Source organism: Gimesia benthica (genome assembly GCF_009720525.1).
GTDB lineage: Bacteria > Planctomycetota > Planctomycetia > Planctomycetales > Planctomycetaceae > Gimesia > Gimesia benthica.
In genome coordinates this window covers 4,260,094-4,278,559 of sequence record NZ_CP043930.1, presented here as the reverse complement: position 1 = coordinate 4,278,559, position 18,466 = coordinate 4,260,094, and the positions used below count along the sequence as shown (strand labels likewise).

The following is an 18,466-nucleotide window of genomic DNA, read 5'->3' as shown; positions in this document are numbered from 1 at the left end:
TCAATAAATTAGGAAAATGTTAAGTCTCAGAGCTGGATACCGGAGAAAGCCATGAAGGCCATCGCCATCAGTCCAACGGTAATAAAGGTGATGCCCAGACCGCGTAATCCCGGCGGGACGTCACTGTATTTCATTTTCTCCCGCACACCTGCCAGCGCCAGAATCGCCAGTGCCCAGCCGACACCGGAACCGAAACCGAAGACGCAACTTTCGGGGAAGTTGTAGTCGCGTTCCACCATAAACAGGGTTCCCCCCAGAATCGCGCAGTTCACGGTAATCAGTGGCAGGAAGATCCCCAGCGAGTTATAGAGAGCCGGAACGAACCGGTCGAGGGTCATTTCCAGGATCTGTACCATCGCGGCAATCACGCCGATGTAACAGATCAGACCGACGAAGGTCAGGTCGACATTGGGATAGCCGGCCCAGGCCAGTGCCCCCTTCTTCAACAGGTGCTGATAGATGATGTTATTGACGGGAACGGTAATCGTCTGAATGACGACTACAGCGATCCCCAGACCGAAGGCAGTCTTCACATTTTTGGAAACGGCCAGAAAGGTACACATTCCCAGGAAGAAGGCCAGTGCCAGGTTTTCGACGAACAGACACTTAATAAACAGGCTCAGATAATGCTCTAACATGTTATGCTTCCTCCACCTGATCGGTTTTCCAGACTCTCAGAGCCCAGATTGCGAAGCCAATAATAAAGAATGCACTGGGAGGTAATAACATCAGGCCGTTGGCTTCGTACCAGCCGCCTTCCCGGGTCAGTTTCATCAGAGGGATTCCAAACAGGCTCCCCGAACCGAATAACTCACGGAAGAAGGCCACCAGCATCAAAATGGCACTGTAACCCAGTCCGTTTCCGATACCGTCCAGGAAGCTGATGCCAGGCTCGTTTTTCATCGCGAACCCCTCGGCACGCCCCATCACGATACAGTTGGTAATAATCAGTCCCACGAACACGGACAGCTGCTTGCTGATTCCGAAGGCGAAGGCCTTGAGGAACTGATCGACCAGAATCACCAGTGAGGCGATGATCGTCATCTGCACAATAATGCGGATACTGCCGGGAATCTGCAGACGGATCGAAGCGACTGCGGCGTTCGAGCAGGCGGTCACCAGGGTTACCGCAATACTCATCACGAGTGCGGTCTCCATCTTGGTTGTTACCGCCAGAGCGGAACAGATTCCAAGGATCTGCAACGCAATCGGGTTGTTATTAAAAATCGGTCCGGTCAGAACCTCTTTTTGCCGTGAATTCATATTACTTTCCCTCCTTTTCCCGAACCTGTTCGAGATAAGGCTTAAATCCTAGATCACCCAGCCAGAAATCCAGCAGGTGGGTTACGCCGCGAGAGGTAATGGTGGCTCCCGAGAGGCCGTCCACTTCATGTTCCGCATTAGGGGACTCCGGATTGACGGTCCCCTTAATGACTTCGATATCAGGCTGGAAGTCTTTGTTGTAGACTTCTTTGCCTTTCCACTGTGCCTTCCACTTGGGGTTATCGACTTCACCCCCCAGCCCGGGTGTTTCCCCCTGTTCGTAGAAGGTCAAACCCTGCACGGTGGTCAGGTCGGTCTGCAGAGCCAGGAAGCCCCACATGGTTGACCAGAGACCTTTGCCGCGGACGGGCAGAACATACTGAGTCAGCTGACCATTCTCATCCTTGATCAGGTAAACCCAGGAATAGTTTTCGCGACGTTTGATCCCGGCGATGTCCTTGCTGGGCTCGATTGCCGAGCTCAGTTTGGGATTGTCGATTGCCGCCTTCTGGTCGTATTCCGCAGGATTGGGGAACAGTTCCTTGTCGTCGGTTACGACTTTACCTGAGTCGAGATCAACGATAATCCCCTCAACCCGCTCGTCATAAATCTTCATGACGTTCTTCGCGTCGTCACCTGGTTGGATCAGGCCCGCCACGGAGAGGATGTTCTTTTTACGTTCGATCTCTTTATTCAGTTCCTGCTTGCTGCGCAATCCGACCGCAGCCCCGGAAACCAGAATCGAGCAGACCACACACAACGTGGCCGATACGATAAATGTGAAACCTATTGAATCACGCGACATTTCGCGCCAACCTTCTTTTAATGTTTGCTTGAACCACGTAATAATCAATCAGAGGAGCGAAGACGTTGCCGAACAGAATCGCCAGCATGATCCCCTCTGGATACGCAGGATTGACCACCCGAATCAGGATTGTCATTCCCCCAATCAAAATTCCATATAACCAGCGTCCGGTGTCGGTCATCGCTGCGGAGACCGGGTCGGTCGCCATGAAGACCAGACCGAAGGCCAGACCACCGACAACCAGGTGCCACTGCGGAGGCATGGCGAACATCGCGTTGGTATTGCTGCCAATCATCCAGAGCAGTGTCGCTAAGCCCATCGATCCGGCAAGCACACCCGCCATCACGCGCCAGGAACCGACGCCGATCAGGATCAGGAAGATCGCTCCCAGGAGACAGGCCAGAGTTGAAGTTTCACCCATAGACCCCTGAATGGTTCCCAGGAACGCCTGCGACCAGGAGATACCAAGGCCTCCCTCAGAGATAGGGTTGGTGACTGCTTTCATGCCGACTTCGGGAGCAGCGGTGGCCATCTGCCCTAATGAAGTAGCACCACTGAAACCATCAACGGCGGTCCAGACAGTGTCACCCACGATCTGTGCCGGATAGGCAAAGTATAGAAACGCACGCGCCGTTAAAGCGGGGTTAAGGAAATTTTTACCTGTACCACCGAAGATTTCCTTACCGACGACCACACCGAAGCTGATGCCCAGTGCTACCTGCCAGAGGGGAATCGTGGGAGGCAGCGTTAACGGGAACAGCATCCCGGTCACCAGGAAGCCTTCATTGATTTCGTGACGCCGCACGATACAGAACAGACCTTCCCAGGCCCCCCCTACCGCCATACAGACGATATAAACGGGCAGGAAGTAGAGTGCTCCATGCACCAGGTTGGAGAGCAGGCTGTTCGCATCGGGAACCACGCCCAGTGAGGACATGATCGCGCCCCGCCAGCCCGGTACCGATTCGATGCCCATGGTGCTCATTGCCGCATTGGCCTGGAACCCGGTGTTATAAAGTGCCATAAACACACAGGGCAACAGAGCCACAATGACCATACTCATCATGCGCTTCAAGTCGATGGAATCGCGCACATGAGAGGCTTCACTGGTCACTTCACCCGGCGTATACAGGAAGGTATCCTGCGCTTCGTAAAGTGGGTAAAGCTTCTCGAACTTACCCCCTTTATCGAAGAGGGGGTGCATCTTATCAAGAAGATTTCGTAACGGCTTCATTTCGAGGTTTATCTTTCCTGTTTGACAGCCCCTGAATCAGGCTCAGGCGGGCCATCAGCAACTTTGACTGTCTCTGACTGCGAGCCGAAACGAAGACGTTTCAGAGCGATCAGTCAGGCTGACATCTTTCAAAACAAATTGAGTTATCCGGCTTACAATCACACTCAGTGAAGGCTTGGCGAGTTTCACAGTCAAAGCCCTTCCCGGGCCACCACTGTATCAGCCCTCGATTTCAATTTTGGTCAAATTGTCTCGCAGCAGTGATCCGTAATTGTATTTGCCCGGGCAGACAAACGTGCACAACGACAGATCTTCTTCATCCAGTTCCAGGCATCCCAGCAGTTTTGCCTGTTCGGTATCTTCCGTAATCAGTGCCCGCAACAGGAAGGTCGGCAGGATATCCAGCGGCATCACTTTTTCATAAGTGCCGATAGGAATCATGGCTCGCTTACTGCCTTCGGTGGATGTAGTGAAAGGCACTTTCTTGCCTTTACCGGTCCAGGAAGAAGCAAATACAGGCACGACCGAGAACTTATTGAATCCGGGGCCCATCCAGCCCAGGAAGTCACGGTGTGTTCCCTCTTTGAGCGCGGTAACCTGCAATGCATAGCGGCCCAGGTAAGCAAAGGGGCCTTCGGCTTTTCGGCCGGCGAGAGCGGAACCGGAAATCACCCGATCAACGCCTTCTTCGAGGTTGCCGTCTGTCAGGTCAACCAGACTGGCTCCCATGATGGTTTTTACAAGTTTCGGATTCTTAACCACAGGACCCGCGATGGAAATCACGCGTTCGTTGTAAAGCTGACCGGTGCTAAAGAGTTTGCCAATCGCGATCACGTCCTGGTAGTTGATGTACCAGACGGTTTTCTTATCGCTGACCGGATCGAGGTAATGAATGTGTGTGCCAGGCAGACCTGCGGGGTGCGGGCCGCCAAATTCTTCGACCGTCACAAAATCCAGATCGCAGCCTGGCAGATTGGTTCCCGGTGCTTTACAGAGATAGAGCTTACCTTCGGTCAATGCCTTCAGGACCTGCAGACCCTGTGAGAATGCCCGGGGCTCTTCACTCAAGACCACTTCCGGTGGAGGAGCGAGAGGGCTGGTGTCGATGGCGGTCACAAAAATCGAATGCGGTGTCGATTCGGGTGAAGGCACTTTGCTGTAAGGACGGGTCCGCAGACTGGTCCAGAGCCCGGACTGCAGCAGGTTCTCGGTGACCTGTTCGCGAGTCAGACTGGCGAGCTGACCTTCTTCGTATGAGGTGAAGGTCTCCTCTTCTTCGCCGGCGAGTTCAATCACCAGGGATTGAAAAACGCGTTTTGCACCGCGGTTGATTTCAGTCACTTTCCCGGCGGCGGGAGCGGTGTAGATGACGCCTTCGATCTTTTTGTCGCTGAACAGCAACTGACCTTTTTTAACGGTATCACCGACTTCAACAGCCAGCGTCGGTTTCATACCGATGTAGTCCGGGCCGATTAAAGCAACTGATCGAACTTGTGGCCCGTTTTCGATCAAAGCGGAAGGCTCACCTGCGATGGGCAGATCCAGCCCTTTTTTAATTGTAATCATTGAATTATGAACCTGAATGCAACGAGTGTTTCTGACTGACTCGCCTGATGTGGTATCAATCACCACCTGAATGCTGTACAAATCCGATTAAGGGCATTTCTGCAATGTGCTTGCTGGTTTTATAGGCGCAAGATCTCTAGTGCCCAATAATTCGCGGCTATTTTACACAGATCCCCCCGTTTTGTAGTGAAAGCAGGGAACAAATTGGATCATTTTCCATTCTGTATCAGAAAAGCTCGATTCGTAGTTCATTCAGCACCCTTTCCGCGATTCTCAATGCTGAGAACCGACGCGTTATGTCTCCAATTGCACCGCGCATCAGGTCTTTTCAGCAGAATCTCCCAGCCTGTTTCCTGATGTCTCAATCCGATTTCAACGCTTTTGATTACTCAAAAAAAAACCACCTGAGAACAACACGCTCTCAGGTGGCGGGATTTTACTTTGATGGTTTAGAGTTTAGTTTCGGCTTACAGTTCCAGCAACTTTACATTCTTATACCAGACTTTGTGTCCGTGGTCCTGAAAACCGATATAACCTTTCCGCGGGAAGTCTTTGACGGCCGCCTTGAACTTGTGCGCAGAACCATCCAGACGCTTGCCTGGCTCAGTCCATTCATCTGCATTCAGCTTGGCAACCACTTCTCCATTCACGGCGACGCTGATGTGCGGTCCTTTACAGGTAATCTCAAAATGAGTCCATTCGCCAGGTGCACTGGCCAGATTCTTTGCAGGAGCAACGAGGTCATAGATCGCCCCGAAATCGTGCATGCCGGTGCCGTCGCCACTTAAGACCTGCGCTTCGAAGCCGGTCTGCACGGGATTCTTCAGATCACCCACGCGGAAAAAGATTCCGGAGTTGCACTCTTCAGGCATTTTGACATCACACTTGAATTTGAAATCACCAAATTCTTTGTTGTAGACGATCAGGTAACCACCCGACTTGTAAGGCACCAGTGCGCCGTTTTCAATCGGAGCAGCGATCTTCTTTCCGTTGCTGCACATCCAGCCTTTGTAGTTCTCGCCGTTGAACAGCAGTTTCCAGCCTTCTGCTTTTTCAGATGCAGTCAGCTCGTTATCTGATTCTGAAGCACCGGAGTCAGCCACATCGAGCTTGGACAGCTTCTTCGCAGCCTGCTTCTCAGCTTTTTCCATGACGCTTGCCAGGGTGACTTCTTTGCCCCCCTGCCGTTTACTTTCGTCAGCAGCTTCCATGAATGCGTAGATTTCCAGCGTCTCTTCAGGGCTCACAGGCGCCTTGCCGGTACGGAAGAACTTCACGATCTCCACCAGCAGCGGCTTGTAACCGTCGTAACCACCCACGGCGACTTCACCGTTTTTACCGACTGCGGTTCCGCCATAACCTTTAGGGGTTCCTTTGCGGACACCAGCGAAATGCCCTTCACGACCACCGGCCCATTTGCCGGCGACTTCATCCCGATCAGCATTGCTGACTGTACGGGTGACAGACTCACAACCAGGTCCCATCACGGTAAACAGAGTTTCGACACCGTGGATCCCGTACCAGTACAGGTCGGGATGAGTGCTTTCCAGCGAACAGGGGCTGTGGGTGCTGGCCTTCATGATCTTTCCCTCTTCGCCGTTCCGCAGACGCTGTGCGCCCTTGGCAAACCGCAGTGATGAAGATGAGAACATGGGAGTATTGTATTTTTTGGAGAGTTCGAACAGAGCGACGGCATCGGTCAGCGAGGCAGCAATCGGCTTGTCGATGAAGACCGGCTTGCCTGACTGGAGAACTGGCAGCGCCTGTTCAAGGTGCGGACGACCATCGTTTGTTTCGAGGAAGACCACATCGACTTTCTCCAGCAGTGCGGGAATGGAATCGACGATTTCCACGCCCATTTCTTTCACCTGCTTCGTGTAGCCGGGAACGCGAGAGACACTGGATTCAATGTCCGGGCTTCCCTTGGGATAAGCGGCGACGATCCGACAGCCGGCCAGATCCCCTTCCGGGTTGCCAGTATTCAGCATCTTGGTGAAGGCAATCGCATGCGAGGTATCCAGGCCGATAATCCCGGCTTTGAGTACCTTCTTGGCATCTTCAGCGGAGACGGAGCTGCCCAGGGCAACTGTCAACAGCAGCAGAGCGCAACAGGCCTGACAGAAAAGACGTTTAAAAAGTCCAGAGTTCATAATGTTCCTCTATCGTGGATGACAGGTAAGCTGATACGGAAACAGGCAGGTAAAGCGACTGCGTCTGCACAGACGGTGCCGCCTTCGATTTCCTTATGAATGTTTATAAAATCGATTATGGTCAACCCAGCATACCAAATGCAATCGCACGGCGGCTGGGAGTCGGAATTTTCAGCGTTTCCTCCGCAAGGTGACGCAACTCAATCGGCGTAATCTTTGCCATTCAGGCTATCGACCACCGAATGCTGCCAGCCTTCCAGGGCGGCTTTCATCTTCTTGAACCGCTGTGGATCCTGTTTCGACAGATCATGCTGTTCGGACGGATCCTGTTTGAGGTTATACAGGGTGAATTTCGGCGTTCCCTTTTTGTTTTCCATTTTCAGGACTTTAAAATCGCCGTCGATCAGTGCAGCGGAACCCGGGAGTTCTTCCTGGGAATACTGTGCTTTCAGGCTGCCTGCATCGGCATCGGGAACCGGTCCGGGTGGATTGGGTTTTCCGGGAGACTGCTGTTTCTGCAGCGCCAGTAGAATATCCGTGCTGCGTTTAGGATGCCCCTTCGTGGGATAGGTCCAGAAACCCATCGGTTTGTTGCGGGACATTTTGTGTCCTTCGATGAGGGGCAGCAGGCTTTCGCCATCCAGCGTGGGCTGATGTGAGACCTTCGCACCGGTCACAGCAAGCACTGTCGGATAGATGTCGATGGTGCCGCAGGGCATGTCTGAAGTTTCCGGTTTCTTAATAACCGCTGGCCACTCGATCAGGGACGGCACGCGAATGCCCCCTTCCCAGAGGTTCCCTTTATAACCGGCCAGACCGCCGGTCGCCTGAGAGCGGGGGCCGTCTTTTTTGAACTGGGGAGGTCGGGGACCGTTATCACTGGTGAACCAGAGCAGTGTATTTTCCGCGAGTCCCAGATCGCGGAGCTGCCTTCTGAGATGTCCCATCGCGCGGTCGACGCCGCTGATTTCACCAAAATAGTTCTGGAAAGCAGGATCCTGATTGGGATACAGGGCTTTGAGTTCGTCCACCGCCTCGTGGGGCAGATGCGGATTACCAAACCAGATGACCGCCAGGAAGGGCTGTTCTTTTTTCTGAGCCCCCTTCATGAAGTCGAGCGCCGCATCGACGGTGACGCGGGAACTTTCTCCCTTGAGCTGCTCGACCATTCCGTTATGGCTCATGTAAGGATCGTTTTCATAGAAGTTTGGACTCGAAACCCATTTGTCAAAGCCGCTGTTCCCCGGAGAGACAGGACTGTTAGCCTGCACCGAACCGAGGTGCCATTTCCCGAAGTGGCCGGTTGTGTAACCGGCTGACTTGACCGCCTCAGCGACTGTGACTTCCTGCGGACGTAAGGTATGTCCCCAGCTGAAGCAGGCGAAGCGGTTCGGGTGTCGTCCGGTCAAAAAACTGCCTCGAGTAGGCGAACAGACGGGCGCTGCTGCATAAAAGCGGTCCAGCCGCAGACCAGAGGCAGCCATATCATCCAGGTGCGGCGTCTTGATTACAGGGTGTCCGTTAAAGGAAGTTTCGCCCCAGCCCTGGTCGTCAGTCATGCAGAGTACGATATTCGGCCGCGCTGCTTTTTCAGCGGCGTGCAGGCTGACAAGGGTACTGGAGAAACAGAATCCACAAAGCAGGAGCAAAGCGGAGCAGACAAAGCGGCGTAGCATATCATGACCTCGGGGTTGAATCGGGGAGGCAGGTAAGCGAATCGATATTTCATCCTGTCCCAAATCAGACAGGGCGCCAAGGTTCTTTCCCGGACCGGTACTGATTTTCTGCAAAGTTCTTCTGAGAACGCTCTCATACCTGAAATGCCGGGTTCGGGAGCCTGAATTGCCGTGCTGATGATTGCATCCCCCCTGCCTGCTCGGCTATACTTCTCACGTGTATCCGGACCTCCCTCTGAACTGACGTCGATTGCTGTTTTCCCCTGCCACAATCAACTTACGTCTTCAAGGCAATGATTGAGACGTGCCCCAGCCTCATTCGGGGCACGTTTGAGAGTCGTTCCAGAATTCCAGAGAAAAACAGAGGAACCCCAGGCAACATGAATCCGACAAAGCCTCAAGAACCTTATTTTGTCGGCATTGATATCGGTGGTACGAACGTCAAGGTCGGTATCGTTGATGATGCTGGCCAGACACTTGCCTTCTGTAAAACGAGCACCGATGTCCCTTCAGGCGTTGAGGCGGGCCTGAAGAACATCTATCAGGCCATCGACGATGCCCTGGCTGACTGTCGGCTGACGATGGACGACATCAAAGCCATCGGTATCGCCACTCCCGGCACGATGGATATTCCCGGGGGCAAACTGGTTGATCCGCCGAATCTTCCGACCTGGAAAGGTTTTCCGATCCGACAGACCGTCTGTGATCATTACGGCGGCAAACAGACGATCTACCAGAACGATGCGAACGCGGCCGCCTATGGAGAATACTGGATCGGCGGTGCCCGCGAGGCTCATAGTCTGGTGTTCTGGACACTGGGCACGGGCATTGGATGTGGTATTATTATAGATGAAATGATCATCGAAGGTCGTCACTCACACGGAGGCGAATGCGGACACATCGTAATCCAGATGGATGACGGACGGTTATGTGATTCAGGACAATATGGTACACTCGAAGCTTACGCGGGTGGCACGTCCCTGGTGAAGCGCTGTCAGGAACAGCTGGACGCCGGTCGTGAGTCCGTCCTGAATGACATGCTGCAGCAGGGCCAGGAACTGACTCCTCTGCTGATCTCCGAGGCCGGAGAACAAAACGACGAACTGGCAACAGAGCTGATTATGGAATCCGCCCGCTGCCTGGGAGTCGGTACGACAAACCTGATGCACACCATTGATCCGGACATGGTTCTGTTCGGCGGTGCGGTGACATTCGGAGGCAAGGGTACTGCCCAGGGAGACCGTTTCCTGCAGCGCATCCGGGAAGAGGTCCAACAACGCGCGTTCTCGGTTCCCTACGAGAACACGATCATCGACTATGCAGAACTCGGAGCAGACGCCGGTTACATTGGCGTCGCCGGCTGTGCGCGACTGGCCTGCCTCAAAGCAGAATAAAATTAAAACGTGCCCGGTACACTAAACACCGGGCGGTCTGAACGACAGGAAACCGAGAAACCTTTATGGCAACTGAGCCCCGTCTGATTCGAAACTTTTCGATCGTAGCACATATTGACCACGGGAAAAGTACGCTGGCTGACCAGCTGCTCCTGAAAACCGGCGCCATCACGGAACGGGAATTCAAAAACCAGATTCTGGATGACCTGCAGATTGAACAGGAACGCGGAATTACGGTCAAAGCCCGCACGGTGGTTATTCACCACAAATACAAAGGTGAAACATACGAGCTGAACCTGATCGACACCCCCGGTCACGTCGACTTCCATTACGAAGTCTCCCGCAGCCTGGCTGCCTGTGAAGGCGCGCTGCTGCTCGTGGACGCCTTTCAGGGTGTGCAGGCCCAGACCGTCGCAAACGCCTACGCCTGCATCAACGCCGACCTGTCAATCATTCCGGTCGTCAATAAAATCGACCTGCCCGTGACTCGTATCGACGAAGTGCTGGAAGAAGTTGAATCGGTCGTTGGCCTCGACCCCGAAGAAGCACTCAAAGTCAGTGCCAAGAGCGGGATCGGCATTGAAGATGTGCTCGATGCCATCGTCGAACGCATCCCCCCTCCGAGTGGGGATCCCAGTGCGCCACTGCAGGCACTGGTCTTCGACAGCAAGTACGATCATTACCGCGGCGTCGTTACCTATGTCCGTGTGGTCCAGGGAACGGTAGAAAAAGGCCAGACGGTCGTCCTGATGAGAGGCGGTACCAAGCTGGACATTATCGAGATCGGCCAGTTCACTCCGCACATGAAAGCCGTCAAGTCGCTGGGGCCCGGACAGGTAGGTTACCTGGTCAGTGGTGCGAAAGAACTCAGCCAGGTTCACGTGGGGGATACTATCGCCGACCCCAAAAAGCTGCCGGCTGCCCCCCTGCCCGGCTACCAGACTCCACAACAGATGGTGTTCTGCGGGATGTATCCCATCGAAGCCACCGACTTTGAAAAGTTGCGTGAAGAGCTGCAGAAGCTGAGCCTCAACGACGCAAGTTTCAGTTTCGTACCAGAAACCAGTGACGCTCTGGGCTTCGGCTTCCGTTGCGGCTTCCTGGGCATGCTGCACATGGAAATCATTCAGCAGCGTCTGGAACAGGAATTCAATATCGACCTGTTGCAGACCGCGCCCAACGTAACTTACGAAATCCTGGAGCGCAGCGGCGAAGTTTTACACCTCGATAACCCGCAGGACGTTCCCGATGCAAGCCGCATCGAAGAATTTCGCGAACCGATCGCGCTGGTGAATTTCATCCTCCCTGCAGAGAACATCGGCACCATCATGCAGCTCTGTTCCGACAGGCGCGGGATCTACAAGAATACCGAGTACCTGGGAACTAACCGGGCACAGCTGGTTTACGAACTGCCGCTGGCGGAAATCGTCTACGACATGTACGACCGCCTGAAAAGCGCGACTAAGGGTTACGGTACGATGGACTACGATATCATCGGCTACCGAGCAGCCGACCTGGTCAAGATGGACATCCTCGTCAAAGGGGAACGCGTCGATGCCCTCTCTACGATCGTGCACCGCTCACAGTCCGAGCGTCGTGGACGCGGTCTGGCGAAGCGGCTCAAAGAGGAGATCTCCAAGCATCAGTTTGAAATCCCGATTCAAGCCGCGATTGGTGGAAAGATCATCGCTCGCGAGACGATCAAAGCCCTCCGCAAAAATGTGACCGCCAAATGTTACGGTGGTGACATCACCCGTAAGCGCAAGCTGTGGGAAAAACAGAAAGAGGGCAAGAAACGCCTCAAGCAGTTCGGCCAGGTCGAGATTCCCCAGAAGGCATTCCTCGCGGTACTGGATGCGACCAAAGAAGAGTAACCGACTCGAGCGGAATTACTCTTCGACGTCTGCCAGTAATGCTTCGAGCGCCTGGGTGCAGCCTTTCATCGAGATCACGGCCTGCTCGAAGTTGGTGTGCAGTGATGCTTCCGGCGCATCCAGCGCAAACTGATCAGTGGCTTTGCGGAGCCGACCGATTTTTTTACGGAGCATCTTGAGATAGGAGTCCGGATCATCCACGCGGGTTTCCAGTGCCCGCGAAGCATCAAAGACAGCCCGCGTGATTCCCATGAGCTCCGGGTAATCGTCTACTTCATCGCAGTGCTTGATAAACGTTCGCACCATCCAGGCATGTGCCAGGATCACCTGACTGCGCTCTACCAGTTCCTGTTTGCTGATCGACATGACGTCACTCTGATTGAAACTCAACGTCTTTCACCGGCGGGCACCTCGATGGCCCCGCACTTCATCGCTCTGAAAGTAACGCTTCAGAAGCAGACATGCAAGAGTTGGCTCAGCTCGAATCAGATGGCGTGGGTGAAGTCGTCGCCGCGGTAGTACTCGTAGAACAGGCGGCCGATTTCATCGCTGAGTCGCGAGAGGTACTCTTTCTTGAACTTGGAGAACGTGACTTCCGAGGTCGCCCGCGGAGCCCTGAGCGGATAGAAGGACGTGATCTCTTTGCTGTAGAGTTTATCGCCTTCGCCGTTTTCATCCATTTCATAGACCGTGACCATCCCTTCGGCGCGACCACGGTAGAGGTCAGAACTGTTTTCTTCGTAGAGGCTGTATTTATGCAGTTCGATATGAATCACGTATGTCACATCGAAGGCTTCGCCGATTTCTTCCGGCTTGTCCCAGTCCGGGTTCTCATCCATCCAGGCACGAATCCGATCCGGATTGACCATCTTCACTCCATGCTGATGCAGCTGGAAGGTGGTGTACTTCGCCAGGTCGTTGTGAATGCCGTCAAAGTTGTACTGCAATTCCAAAGGTGCATAACAGACGATGGCGACGGTTACATCCTTGTCGGTCAGTGACTTTGAAGTCTGGGCATCGAAGTCCGGCTCAATCGAGGGCGGCCCCCCGATCAGGTAACCCAGCAGGATGAAATAGTTGCAGCCCGACAGCGTCGTACACAATATCAGCACCAGTGCCAGCTTGCTGACTGTCTGTAAAAACCGTTTATGAATACGTTGTTTCAACGAAAAACTGTTCATCGTGTGATCCTTCACAACTCCGAATTGATGTTCTGGTCTGCTGTCCTGTACCAGGCTGAAAGTGACGATCAGTAAATTTCTTCACTGGAATGGTAGTTATAGAAGAAGCGACCAATCTGATCGGCGATGCGATCAAGGTATTTCTTTCTGAAGACTTTGGGAGATTCCTGTTCAATCGAGACCGGCATATGGCTCGGAAACTCTGAGGTGTAGTTGGTCTCGAAGACAGACAGTGCCCGGCGATACCCGTCGACATCCTGCACTTCGTAGGCAGAGACGGTACCGTATGCTTTTCCGCGTAGCAGGTTCGGGCTGTTGGGCTCGCGGTAATCGAATTCGTCGATGTCGACGTGAATGATGTAATCGACCTCGAAGTTTTCCGCCAACTCATCCACATTGTTCCAGACGCCGCCATTGTCATCGAGCCAGGTCGCGACTTCGCCGGTATCCTGAACCACTATCTCCCTTCGTTTCAGATCATAAGTAATCTGTTCCAGCAGATCGTAATTCAGGGACGGATAATCAGAACGGATTGATTCGGGAGTCGAACAGATCACCAGGACCTTTTTATGTTCTTCCGACAGATCGATGTTGGTCCGCCTGGTAAATTCGCAGGTGACCAGGGGATCTCCAAAGAATAATTTTCCGGCCATTACGCCCAGAGAACATCCGCTGGCCTCCAGACAGACCAGCGCCAGCATCACCACGACGCAATAGCGTCGGGGAGTGGAGAGTCTGCTTTCGATCTGTTGTTTCAGTCGCATCATTTCAGCCATCCTTGGCATGAACCGCTAAGATTTGTTGTGATTGATTTGATTTGAAAGGCGGGTTCTCACGCGCGCTGACGCCGCGCAAGTATTAAAATGTCATCCTGAAAGCCCACTCCATCACGGTGATCGCAGTCAGACCACAGATCAGCCAGAGCAGACAGAGTTCAGGATTGGAGATCAGCCAGAGCCGTCTGTGATACACGCTGATCCAGGACCAGGGAATCATAGCCAGACAGACCAGTGCCAGAATCAACCCGGACGTATTGGCCTGGGCAGACTGACTTAACTGACCTCGAACAAAATGTGAAAAGGAAGTTGTCATCCCACAACTGGGACAGGGAATTGAGAATTGATTTCTGATGACGCAGGGTGCAAAACCGAGTTGTTGATGTGAACCGAAGCCTCGCGGATCCGGCTGAATTCGAATCGCAACCCAAAACCCGCCGATCAGAAACAGACTCCAGCAAATCAACAGCAGCCGCAGTTTCCATCCAATGGGCATGCCCGGATGTAATTCACGCAGCGCCGACAACAGCCGATTGTCTGATGTTCTGGCAGTGGGTTTGGAATTGAAATTCATTATTGAGAATGAGAGAAGCCGAGGTTTATCAGTTCTATTATTTTACTGCAAGACCAGATCCGGAAAATGTCTATCTGCTCCTGACAGGCTACCATTTATTGAGGCCCCGTCCAGACTCCCTCGTAGACTTCGACAGCCGGACCGGTCATATAGACTTCTCCCGCCTCGGCCCACTCGAGCCGTAAATCACCACCAGGCAAGTGGATAAGCACATTTCGTTCGGACCGCCCCGTCAAGACGCCCGCCACCGCAGAAGCACAGGCTCCGGTGCCGCAAGCCTGGGTTTCGCCGGAACCACGCTCCCAGACGCGCATCTTCAGTTCGGAGGGCGAGACGACTTCGATGAATTCCGCGTTGACCCGATTGGGGAACATCGGATGTACTTCTACTTTCGGTCCGATCCCATGCACCCAGTGATCGTTGAGCTCGTCAACGAAGGTAATACAGTGCGGGTTTCCCATGGATACACAGGTCACTTTCAGGCTCTGATCACCCAGATCCAGATCGGCGTCAACCGGGGGATCGCCGGGGAGCTGCGTCGGAATCTCGGCGCTTTTGAGAATAGGATGCCCCATGTTGACCCGCACCTGGCTGACGCGGCTTCCCGCCAGTTCCAGGTCCAGATGCAGTACACCGGCCCCGGTTTCGATCTTCAAGGTCTGCTGTTTCGCGATCCCATGATCGTAGACGTATTTCGCGACACAACGCACGCCGTTCCCGCACATTTCCGACTCGCTGCCATCTGCATTAAACATCCGCATGCGGGCATCCGCTTTTTCCGACGGACAGATCAGAATCAGTCCGTCCGATCCGATGCCTTTGTGCCGGTCACTGACCGCCATCGCCAGGCTGGCAATGTCTTCAGGGAGGGACTCTTCAAAACAGTTGACATAGACGTAGTCGTTGCCGGCTCCGTGCATCTTGGTAAATTTCATCGTCGCTTTTCTTTTCTCTGATCTTAAACAGGCTCCGGGTAACTCCCCTCAGCCCTGGAATGAATTCTTTATTATTCTGGCGTTTTCAGCCCCAGAAAGATACTCCGCCGTAAGGCATTATCGCGTCCGGAAAACGCATCTTCGTTTCCGGGCAGGATATTTTCCAGCGTGGTGGCCATCATGTGGAACTTGGCGTCTACATCATCTGCATAGTGCACCAGCAGTGCTTCCGGGGTATGCGGGGCGACAGGCGAGCCCCATTCAGGCAGATTCTGATGCGAGACAATCATATGTTCCAGTCGCAGCAGAGTCTCGGGACTGAGTTCCTCAAATTTTCGGGCGTGCTCCCGTACGAGATCGCGGCCCAGCAGGATATGGCCGATCAATCGTCCCGCTGGTGTGTAGCTGGAGGCGTGCGGTTTGTAATCGAGTTCGTTCAGCTTGCCGATGTCGTGCAGGATGGCCCCTGATACCACCAGAGATTTGTTTAGCGGCGGTTGCATCTCCCGGTAATAGTCGCTGTATTTGTCGGCCAGATAACAGGCGGTCCGAGTGACTGACAGCACATGTTCCAGAAAACCGCCGGTGAACGCATGATGATTTCTGCTGGCCGCAGCGATCACTTTGATCTGGTCTGCATATTCATCCAGGATGTCCAGCACCAGATCGCGCAAGGGTTCCTCGGTAATCTGTTCGCGGGCAATGTCCGTCAGTTCTACAAACATCTCGTCGCTGGAAAAACGGGAGCGTTTGAAATACAGGCCGGGGTCGAATCCATCCTCGGCGTCTTCATCATTCACGGGACGAATGCGGTCAATGTCCAGTTGCGGACCGTACTTACTTTCTTCGTAGCGAGCTCGAACTTTGTAGAACTCCCCCTCGCTCCAGTTGTTTTCACAATCTTCAAACCAGGGAGTGTCGCTCCAGATCATCGCGGTGGCCACTGTCGCATTATCGCGGAACTGGACCCGAAAATAAGGTTTCCCGTCCCGCGTGTTGGAACGCTGTCGGGAGACGAGCAGGACAAAACTGTCCGCCATCTGTCCGGGTTCCATTTCACTCAGCAGCATGACTTCTCGCGCGGTGTTCATATCGTCTGCCCTCAGTATGTGTTTCAGAAGATAATTTCTCTTCACATTTTAGCGCTGAAGTGTCGTAAGTGCAAAAGAGGATGTTCAGTGTTCCCCACGCAATACCAGACTTATTGCTCTACATATACGAATAAGAGTCTCGCTACCAGCGTCTGGCCTGGACGCTCAAAACCCTTTAATTTCAGCACTTGAAAGGAGTCCCGCTTTGCGATAAATATATCTGAGACGAATCTCGCCTGTTTGATCAGATCTGAGCAAAATGCATATCGGAAAAGATTGAAACCCTGCTATAATAACAGGAGCTCAATAACGGCAAACAGGCTCGCTCCTACCCGTGGTGAATTTCAGATTTTTGACCTGTTTTTGCCGATTAACTCAATGCGCGGGTCAAGCAACCAGACTTTTTTCAATTGGAGATTATTTTCCATGGCTGTCACAATTACTGAAAATGCTTCCAACGAACTGAAGCGTTTCAAAGAGAATTCCAATTACAGTGAAGATTCTCTCTTACGTATCGGGATCGTTTCCGGTGGTTGCAGTGGTTTCTCGTACGACTTTAAATTCGTTGAACCAACTGAATACAACGAAGAAAACGATACCATTTCCGAACAACATGGCGTGAAAGTCGTTGTCGACAAGAAGAGCAGCCTGTTCCTCGACGGTACCACCGTAGACTACTACGAGGGCCTCGACAAACGCGGTTTCACTTTCGATAACCCCAATGCTGTCAAATCCTGCGGATGCGGCAGCAGCTTCTCTGCCTGATTGAGTCTCTAGTCGGGGCTTACCCCCCCCCTCAATCCAGAGTAATCCAGATAAAGATTTAGCCGAGGAGCAGAGATTGCTCCTCGGTTTTCTTTGTTTTGGGACGCCGCTCGTTTACATTGATAGTACAGCAACCTGCGGCTCGCATTCACCGGTTAAGCGAATACCGGTGAAAGGCTCCCGAAAATCACCATTTACGGGGGCATTCTCAGAGCCGGTCTGCGGCTTCCCACCGGAGTCCCCGGTCGCTATAACTCAGACTGTCGGTGCTGCTGATACAGATTACCGGCATCATTATCCTGTTAGAGACAATCAACACGAAGGAAAAGATCACAATGAAACTGGAAGGGCGAAATGCGCTCGTGACGGGCTCCTCTCGGGGCATCGGTCGAGGATGTGCGATTGAAATGGCCAAAGCAGGCGCCAATGTGGCGATCAATTATCGCTCCCATCCCGAAGAAGCCGAAGAAGCAGCTGAAGAAGCCCGCTCTTACGGCGTGAAAGCCATCACTGTCCAGGCTGATGTCTCTGATCAGGCCTCGGTCGAAGCCGCTGTGGCGAAGACTGTTGAAGAGTTTGGCAGCCTCGATCTGTTCGTTTCCAACTCTGCCTACAGCGATCGGGAACTGATCCTGGAAGCCGATATGGAAGGTTTCAAACGAACCATCGATGTGACCATGTGGGGTGCCTTCTTCGGCGTACGGGCGGCTGCCGCCCAGATGACCAAACAGGGCTCAGGTGGCTCCATTGTCGTCATCAGTTCTCCGCATGCGGTCATCGCGATTCCGACCTCAGCCGCTTACAACATGGCGAAAGCCGCCATCGACCACATGGCACGTACCGCTGCCATCGAATTCGCGCAGCATCGCATCCGTGTGAATACCGTTCATCCCGGCTGGATTGATACTCCCGGTGAGCGGAAGTTCTTTACTGATGAGCAGTTGCAGGCAGGTGCGGAAAACATCCCCTGGAAGCGACTGGGAACCCCGAATGAAGTCGGCAAACTGGTGACCTTCCTCTCCAGTCCCGATGCCGATTACATGACCGGCGGTACCACCACGATTGATGGTGGAATCAGCCTGCCATGGTGGTCCAATCGGGCCGAGGGAGCACAGTAAATCCGGCAGGGATTCCGGGCCAGAACCCAGCCAGGACCAGATGCCTCAACTCATTTAAAAATAA

General features: G+C 53.4%; 17 protein-coding genes. 4 read left to right on the top strand and 13 right to left on the bottom strand.

What is annotated here, in order from left to right:
- Window positions 1–26 precede the first annotated feature (26 nt).
- The 7 genes from nqrE to F1728_RS16440 all read right to left on the bottom strand — a co-directional run bounded on the left by nqrE (window position 27) and on the right by F1728_RS16440 (window position 8,694).
- A complete protein-coding gene (gene nqrE / locus F1728_RS16470; RefSeq protein ID WP_145045036.1) occupies window positions 27–638 on the bottom strand; it encodes an NADH:ubiquinone reductase (Na(+)-transporting) subunit E in 612 nt (203 codons plus the stop codon).
- A gap of 1 nt (window position 639) precedes the next feature.
- Window positions 640–1,263, bottom strand: coding sequence for an NADH:ubiquinone reductase (Na(+)-transporting) subunit D (locus F1728_RS16465; protein WP_155365036.1), 624 nt, complete (start codon window positions 1,261–1,263; stop codon window positions 640–642).
- 1 nt (window position 1,264) lies between these two features.
- Window positions 1,265–2,068, bottom strand: a complete 804-nt coding sequence (locus F1728_RS16460) for a Na(+)-translocating NADH-quinone reductase subunit C (protein ID WP_155365035.1) — start codon at window positions 2,066–2,068, stop codon at window positions 1,265–1,267.
- Complete coding sequence (locus F1728_RS16455; protein WP_155365034.1) at window positions 2,058–3,302, bottom strand: NADH:ubiquinone reductase (Na(+)-transporting) subunit B; 1,245 nt, start codon at window positions 3,300–3,302, stop codon at window positions 2,058–2,060. The genes F1728_RS16460 and F1728_RS16455 overlap by 11 nt, the downstream gene beginning before the upstream one ends.
- A 219-nt stretch (window positions 3,303–3,521) precedes the next feature.
- Window positions 3,522–4,868 (bottom strand): Na(+)-translocating NADH-quinone reductase subunit A, encoded by a 1,347-nt coding sequence (locus tag F1728_RS16450; protein ID WP_155365033.1) that lies wholly within the window; start codon window positions 4,866–4,868, stop codon window positions 3,522–3,524.
- A 467-nt stretch (window positions 4,869–5,335) separates the two neighbouring features.
- Complete coding sequence (locus F1728_RS31295) at window positions 5,336–7,018, bottom strand: family 16 glycoside hydrolase (protein WP_194242403.1); 1,683 nt, start codon at window positions 7,016–7,018, stop codon at window positions 5,336–5,338.
- A gap of 200 nt (window positions 7,019–7,218) precedes the next feature.
- Complete coding sequence (locus F1728_RS16440; protein ID WP_155365032.1) at window positions 7,219–8,694, bottom strand: sulfatase family protein; 1,476 nt, start codon at window positions 8,692–8,694, stop codon at window positions 7,219–7,221.
- A gap of 380 nt (window positions 8,695–9,074) precedes the next feature.
- Between F1728_RS16440 and F1728_RS16435 the strand changes: the two genes are divergently transcribed.
- Together F1728_RS16435 and lepA are read left to right on the top strand one after the other, a co-directional pair.
- A complete protein-coding gene (locus tag F1728_RS16435; RefSeq protein WP_155365031.1) occupies window positions 9,075–10,088 on the top strand; it encodes an ROK family protein in 1,014 nt (337 codons plus the stop codon).
- Window positions 10,089–10,153: 65 nt separating this feature from the next.
- The gene (gene lepA, locus F1728_RS16430; RefSeq protein WP_145192571.1) at window positions 10,154–11,962 is read left to right on the top strand and encodes a translation elongation factor 4; all 1,809 of its coding nucleotides are present in this window, start codon (window positions 10,154–10,156) and stop codon (window positions 11,960–11,962) included.
- Window positions 11,963–11,977: 15 nt separating this feature from the next.
- Here lepA and F1728_RS16425 read toward each other — a convergent pair whose 3' ends face one another.
- The 6 genes from F1728_RS16425 to F1728_RS16400 all read right to left on the bottom strand — a co-directional run bounded on the left by F1728_RS16425 (window position 11,978) and on the right by F1728_RS16400 (window position 16,519).
- Window positions 11,978–12,328, bottom strand: coding sequence for an amidohydrolase (locus F1728_RS16425; RefSeq protein ID WP_155365030.1), 351 nt, complete (start codon window positions 12,326–12,328; stop codon window positions 11,978–11,980).
- Between the two features lie 119 nt (window positions 12,329–12,447).
- Window positions 12,448–13,143, bottom strand: a complete 696-nt coding sequence (locus F1728_RS16420) for a hypothetical protein (protein WP_145045058.1) — start codon at window positions 13,141–13,143, stop codon at window positions 12,448–12,450.
- 68 nt (window positions 13,144–13,211) lie between these two features.
- Window positions 13,212–13,910 carry a hypothetical protein gene (locus tag F1728_RS16415; protein ID WP_155365029.1) on the bottom strand — a complete coding sequence of 233 codons (699 nt, stop codon included), beginning with the start codon at window positions 13,908–13,910 and terminating at the stop codon, window positions 13,212–13,214.
- Between the two features lie 91 nt (window positions 13,911–14,001).
- Entirely contained in the window at window positions 14,002–14,445 is a 444-nt protein-coding gene (locus tag F1728_RS16410) for a DUF2752 domain-containing protein (RefSeq protein ID WP_194242402.1), read from the bottom strand.
- Window positions 14,446–14,588: 143 nt separating this feature from the next.
- A complete protein-coding gene (dapF, locus tag F1728_RS16405) occupies window positions 14,589–15,428 on the bottom strand; it encodes a diaminopimelate epimerase (RefSeq protein WP_155365027.1) in 840 nt (279 codons plus the stop codon).
- A gap of 71 nt (window positions 15,429–15,499) precedes the next feature.
- On the bottom strand, window positions 15,500–16,519 hold the full coding sequence (locus tag F1728_RS16400; RefSeq protein WP_155365026.1) for a 3'-5' exoribonuclease YhaM family protein: 1,020 nt from the start codon (window positions 16,517–16,519) through the stop codon (window positions 15,500–15,502).
- Between the two features lie 426 nt (window positions 16,520–16,945).
- On the opposite strand from F1728_RS16400, the gene F1728_RS16395 reads away from it, so the two are divergent.
- Both F1728_RS16395 and F1728_RS16390 read left to right on the top strand, forming a co-directional pair.
- The gene (locus tag F1728_RS16395; RefSeq protein WP_155365025.1) at window positions 16,946–17,284 is read left to right on the top strand and encodes a HesB/IscA family protein; all 339 of its coding nucleotides are present in this window, start codon (window positions 16,946–16,948) and stop codon (window positions 17,282–17,284) included.
- 335 nt (window positions 17,285–17,619) lie between these two features.
- Window positions 17,620–18,402: an SDR family NAD(P)-dependent oxidoreductase gene (locus F1728_RS16390; protein WP_155365024.1), complete on the top strand. Its 783-nt coding sequence runs from the start codon at window positions 17,620–17,622 to the stop codon at window positions 18,400–18,402.
- Window positions 18,403–18,466: the final 64 nt, after the last annotated feature.

What these genes read in the sequence shown, in the direction of transcription:
- nqrE (WP_145045036.1), bottom strand. Translation starts at nt 638, where the DNA reads ATGTTAGAGCATTATCTGAGCCTGTTTATTAAGTGTCTGTTCGTCGAA.
- F1728_RS16435 (WP_155365031.1), top strand. Translation starts at nt 9,075, where the DNA reads ATGAATCCGACAAAGCCTCAAGAACCTTATTTTGTCGGCATTGATATC.
- F1728_RS31295 (WP_194242403.1), bottom strand. Translation starts at nt 7,018, where the DNA reads ATGAACTCTGGACTTTTTAAACGTCTTTTCTGTCAGGCCTGTTGCGCT.
- F1728_RS16425 (WP_155365030.1), bottom strand. Translation starts at nt 12,328, where the DNA reads ATGTCGATCAGCAAACAGGAACTGGTAGAGCGCAGTCAGGTGATCCTG.
- F1728_RS16440 (WP_155365032.1), bottom strand. Translation starts at nt 8,694, where the DNA reads ATGCTACGCCGCTTTGTCTGCTCCGCTTTGCTCCTGCTTTGTGGATTC.
- F1728_RS16420 (WP_145045058.1), bottom strand. Translation starts at nt 13,143, where the DNA reads ATGAACAGTTTTTCGTTGAAACAACGTATTCATAAACGGTTTTTACAG.
- F1728_RS16465 (WP_155365036.1), bottom strand. Translation starts at nt 1,263, where the DNA reads ATGAATTCACGGCAAAAAGAGGTTCTGACCGGACCGATTTTTAATAAC.
- F1728_RS16415 (WP_155365029.1), bottom strand. Translation starts at nt 13,910, where the DNA reads ATGATGCGACTGAAACAACAGATCGAAAGCAGACTCTCCACTCCCCGA.
- F1728_RS16400 (WP_155365026.1), bottom strand. Translation starts at nt 16,519, where the DNA reads ATGAACACCGCGCGAGAAGTCATGCTGCTGAGTGAAATGGAACCCGGA.
- F1728_RS16390 (WP_155365024.1), top strand. Translation starts at nt 17,620, where the DNA reads ATGAAACTGGAAGGGCGAAATGCGCTCGTGACGGGCTCCTCTCGGGGC.
- F1728_RS16455 (WP_155365034.1), bottom strand. Translation starts at nt 3,302, where the DNA reads ATGAAGCCGTTACGAAATCTTCTTGATAAGATGCACCCCCTCTTCGAT.
- F1728_RS16395 (WP_155365025.1), top strand. Translation starts at nt 16,946, where the DNA reads ATGGCTGTCACAATTACTGAAAATGCTTCCAACGAACTGAAGCGTTTC.
- F1728_RS16460 (WP_155365035.1), bottom strand. Translation starts at nt 2,068, where the DNA reads ATGTCGCGTGATTCAATAGGTTTCACATTTATCGTATCGGCCACGTTG.
- lepA (WP_145192571.1), top strand. Translation starts at nt 10,154, where the DNA reads ATGGCAACTGAGCCCCGTCTGATTCGAAACTTTTCGATCGTAGCACAT.
- dapF (WP_155365027.1), bottom strand. Translation starts at nt 15,428, where the DNA reads ATGAAATTTACCAAGATGCACGGAGCCGGCAACGACTACGTCTATGTC.
- F1728_RS16450 (WP_155365033.1), bottom strand. Translation starts at nt 4,868, where the DNA reads ATGATTACAATTAAAAAAGGGCTGGATCTGCCCATCGCAGGTGAGCCT.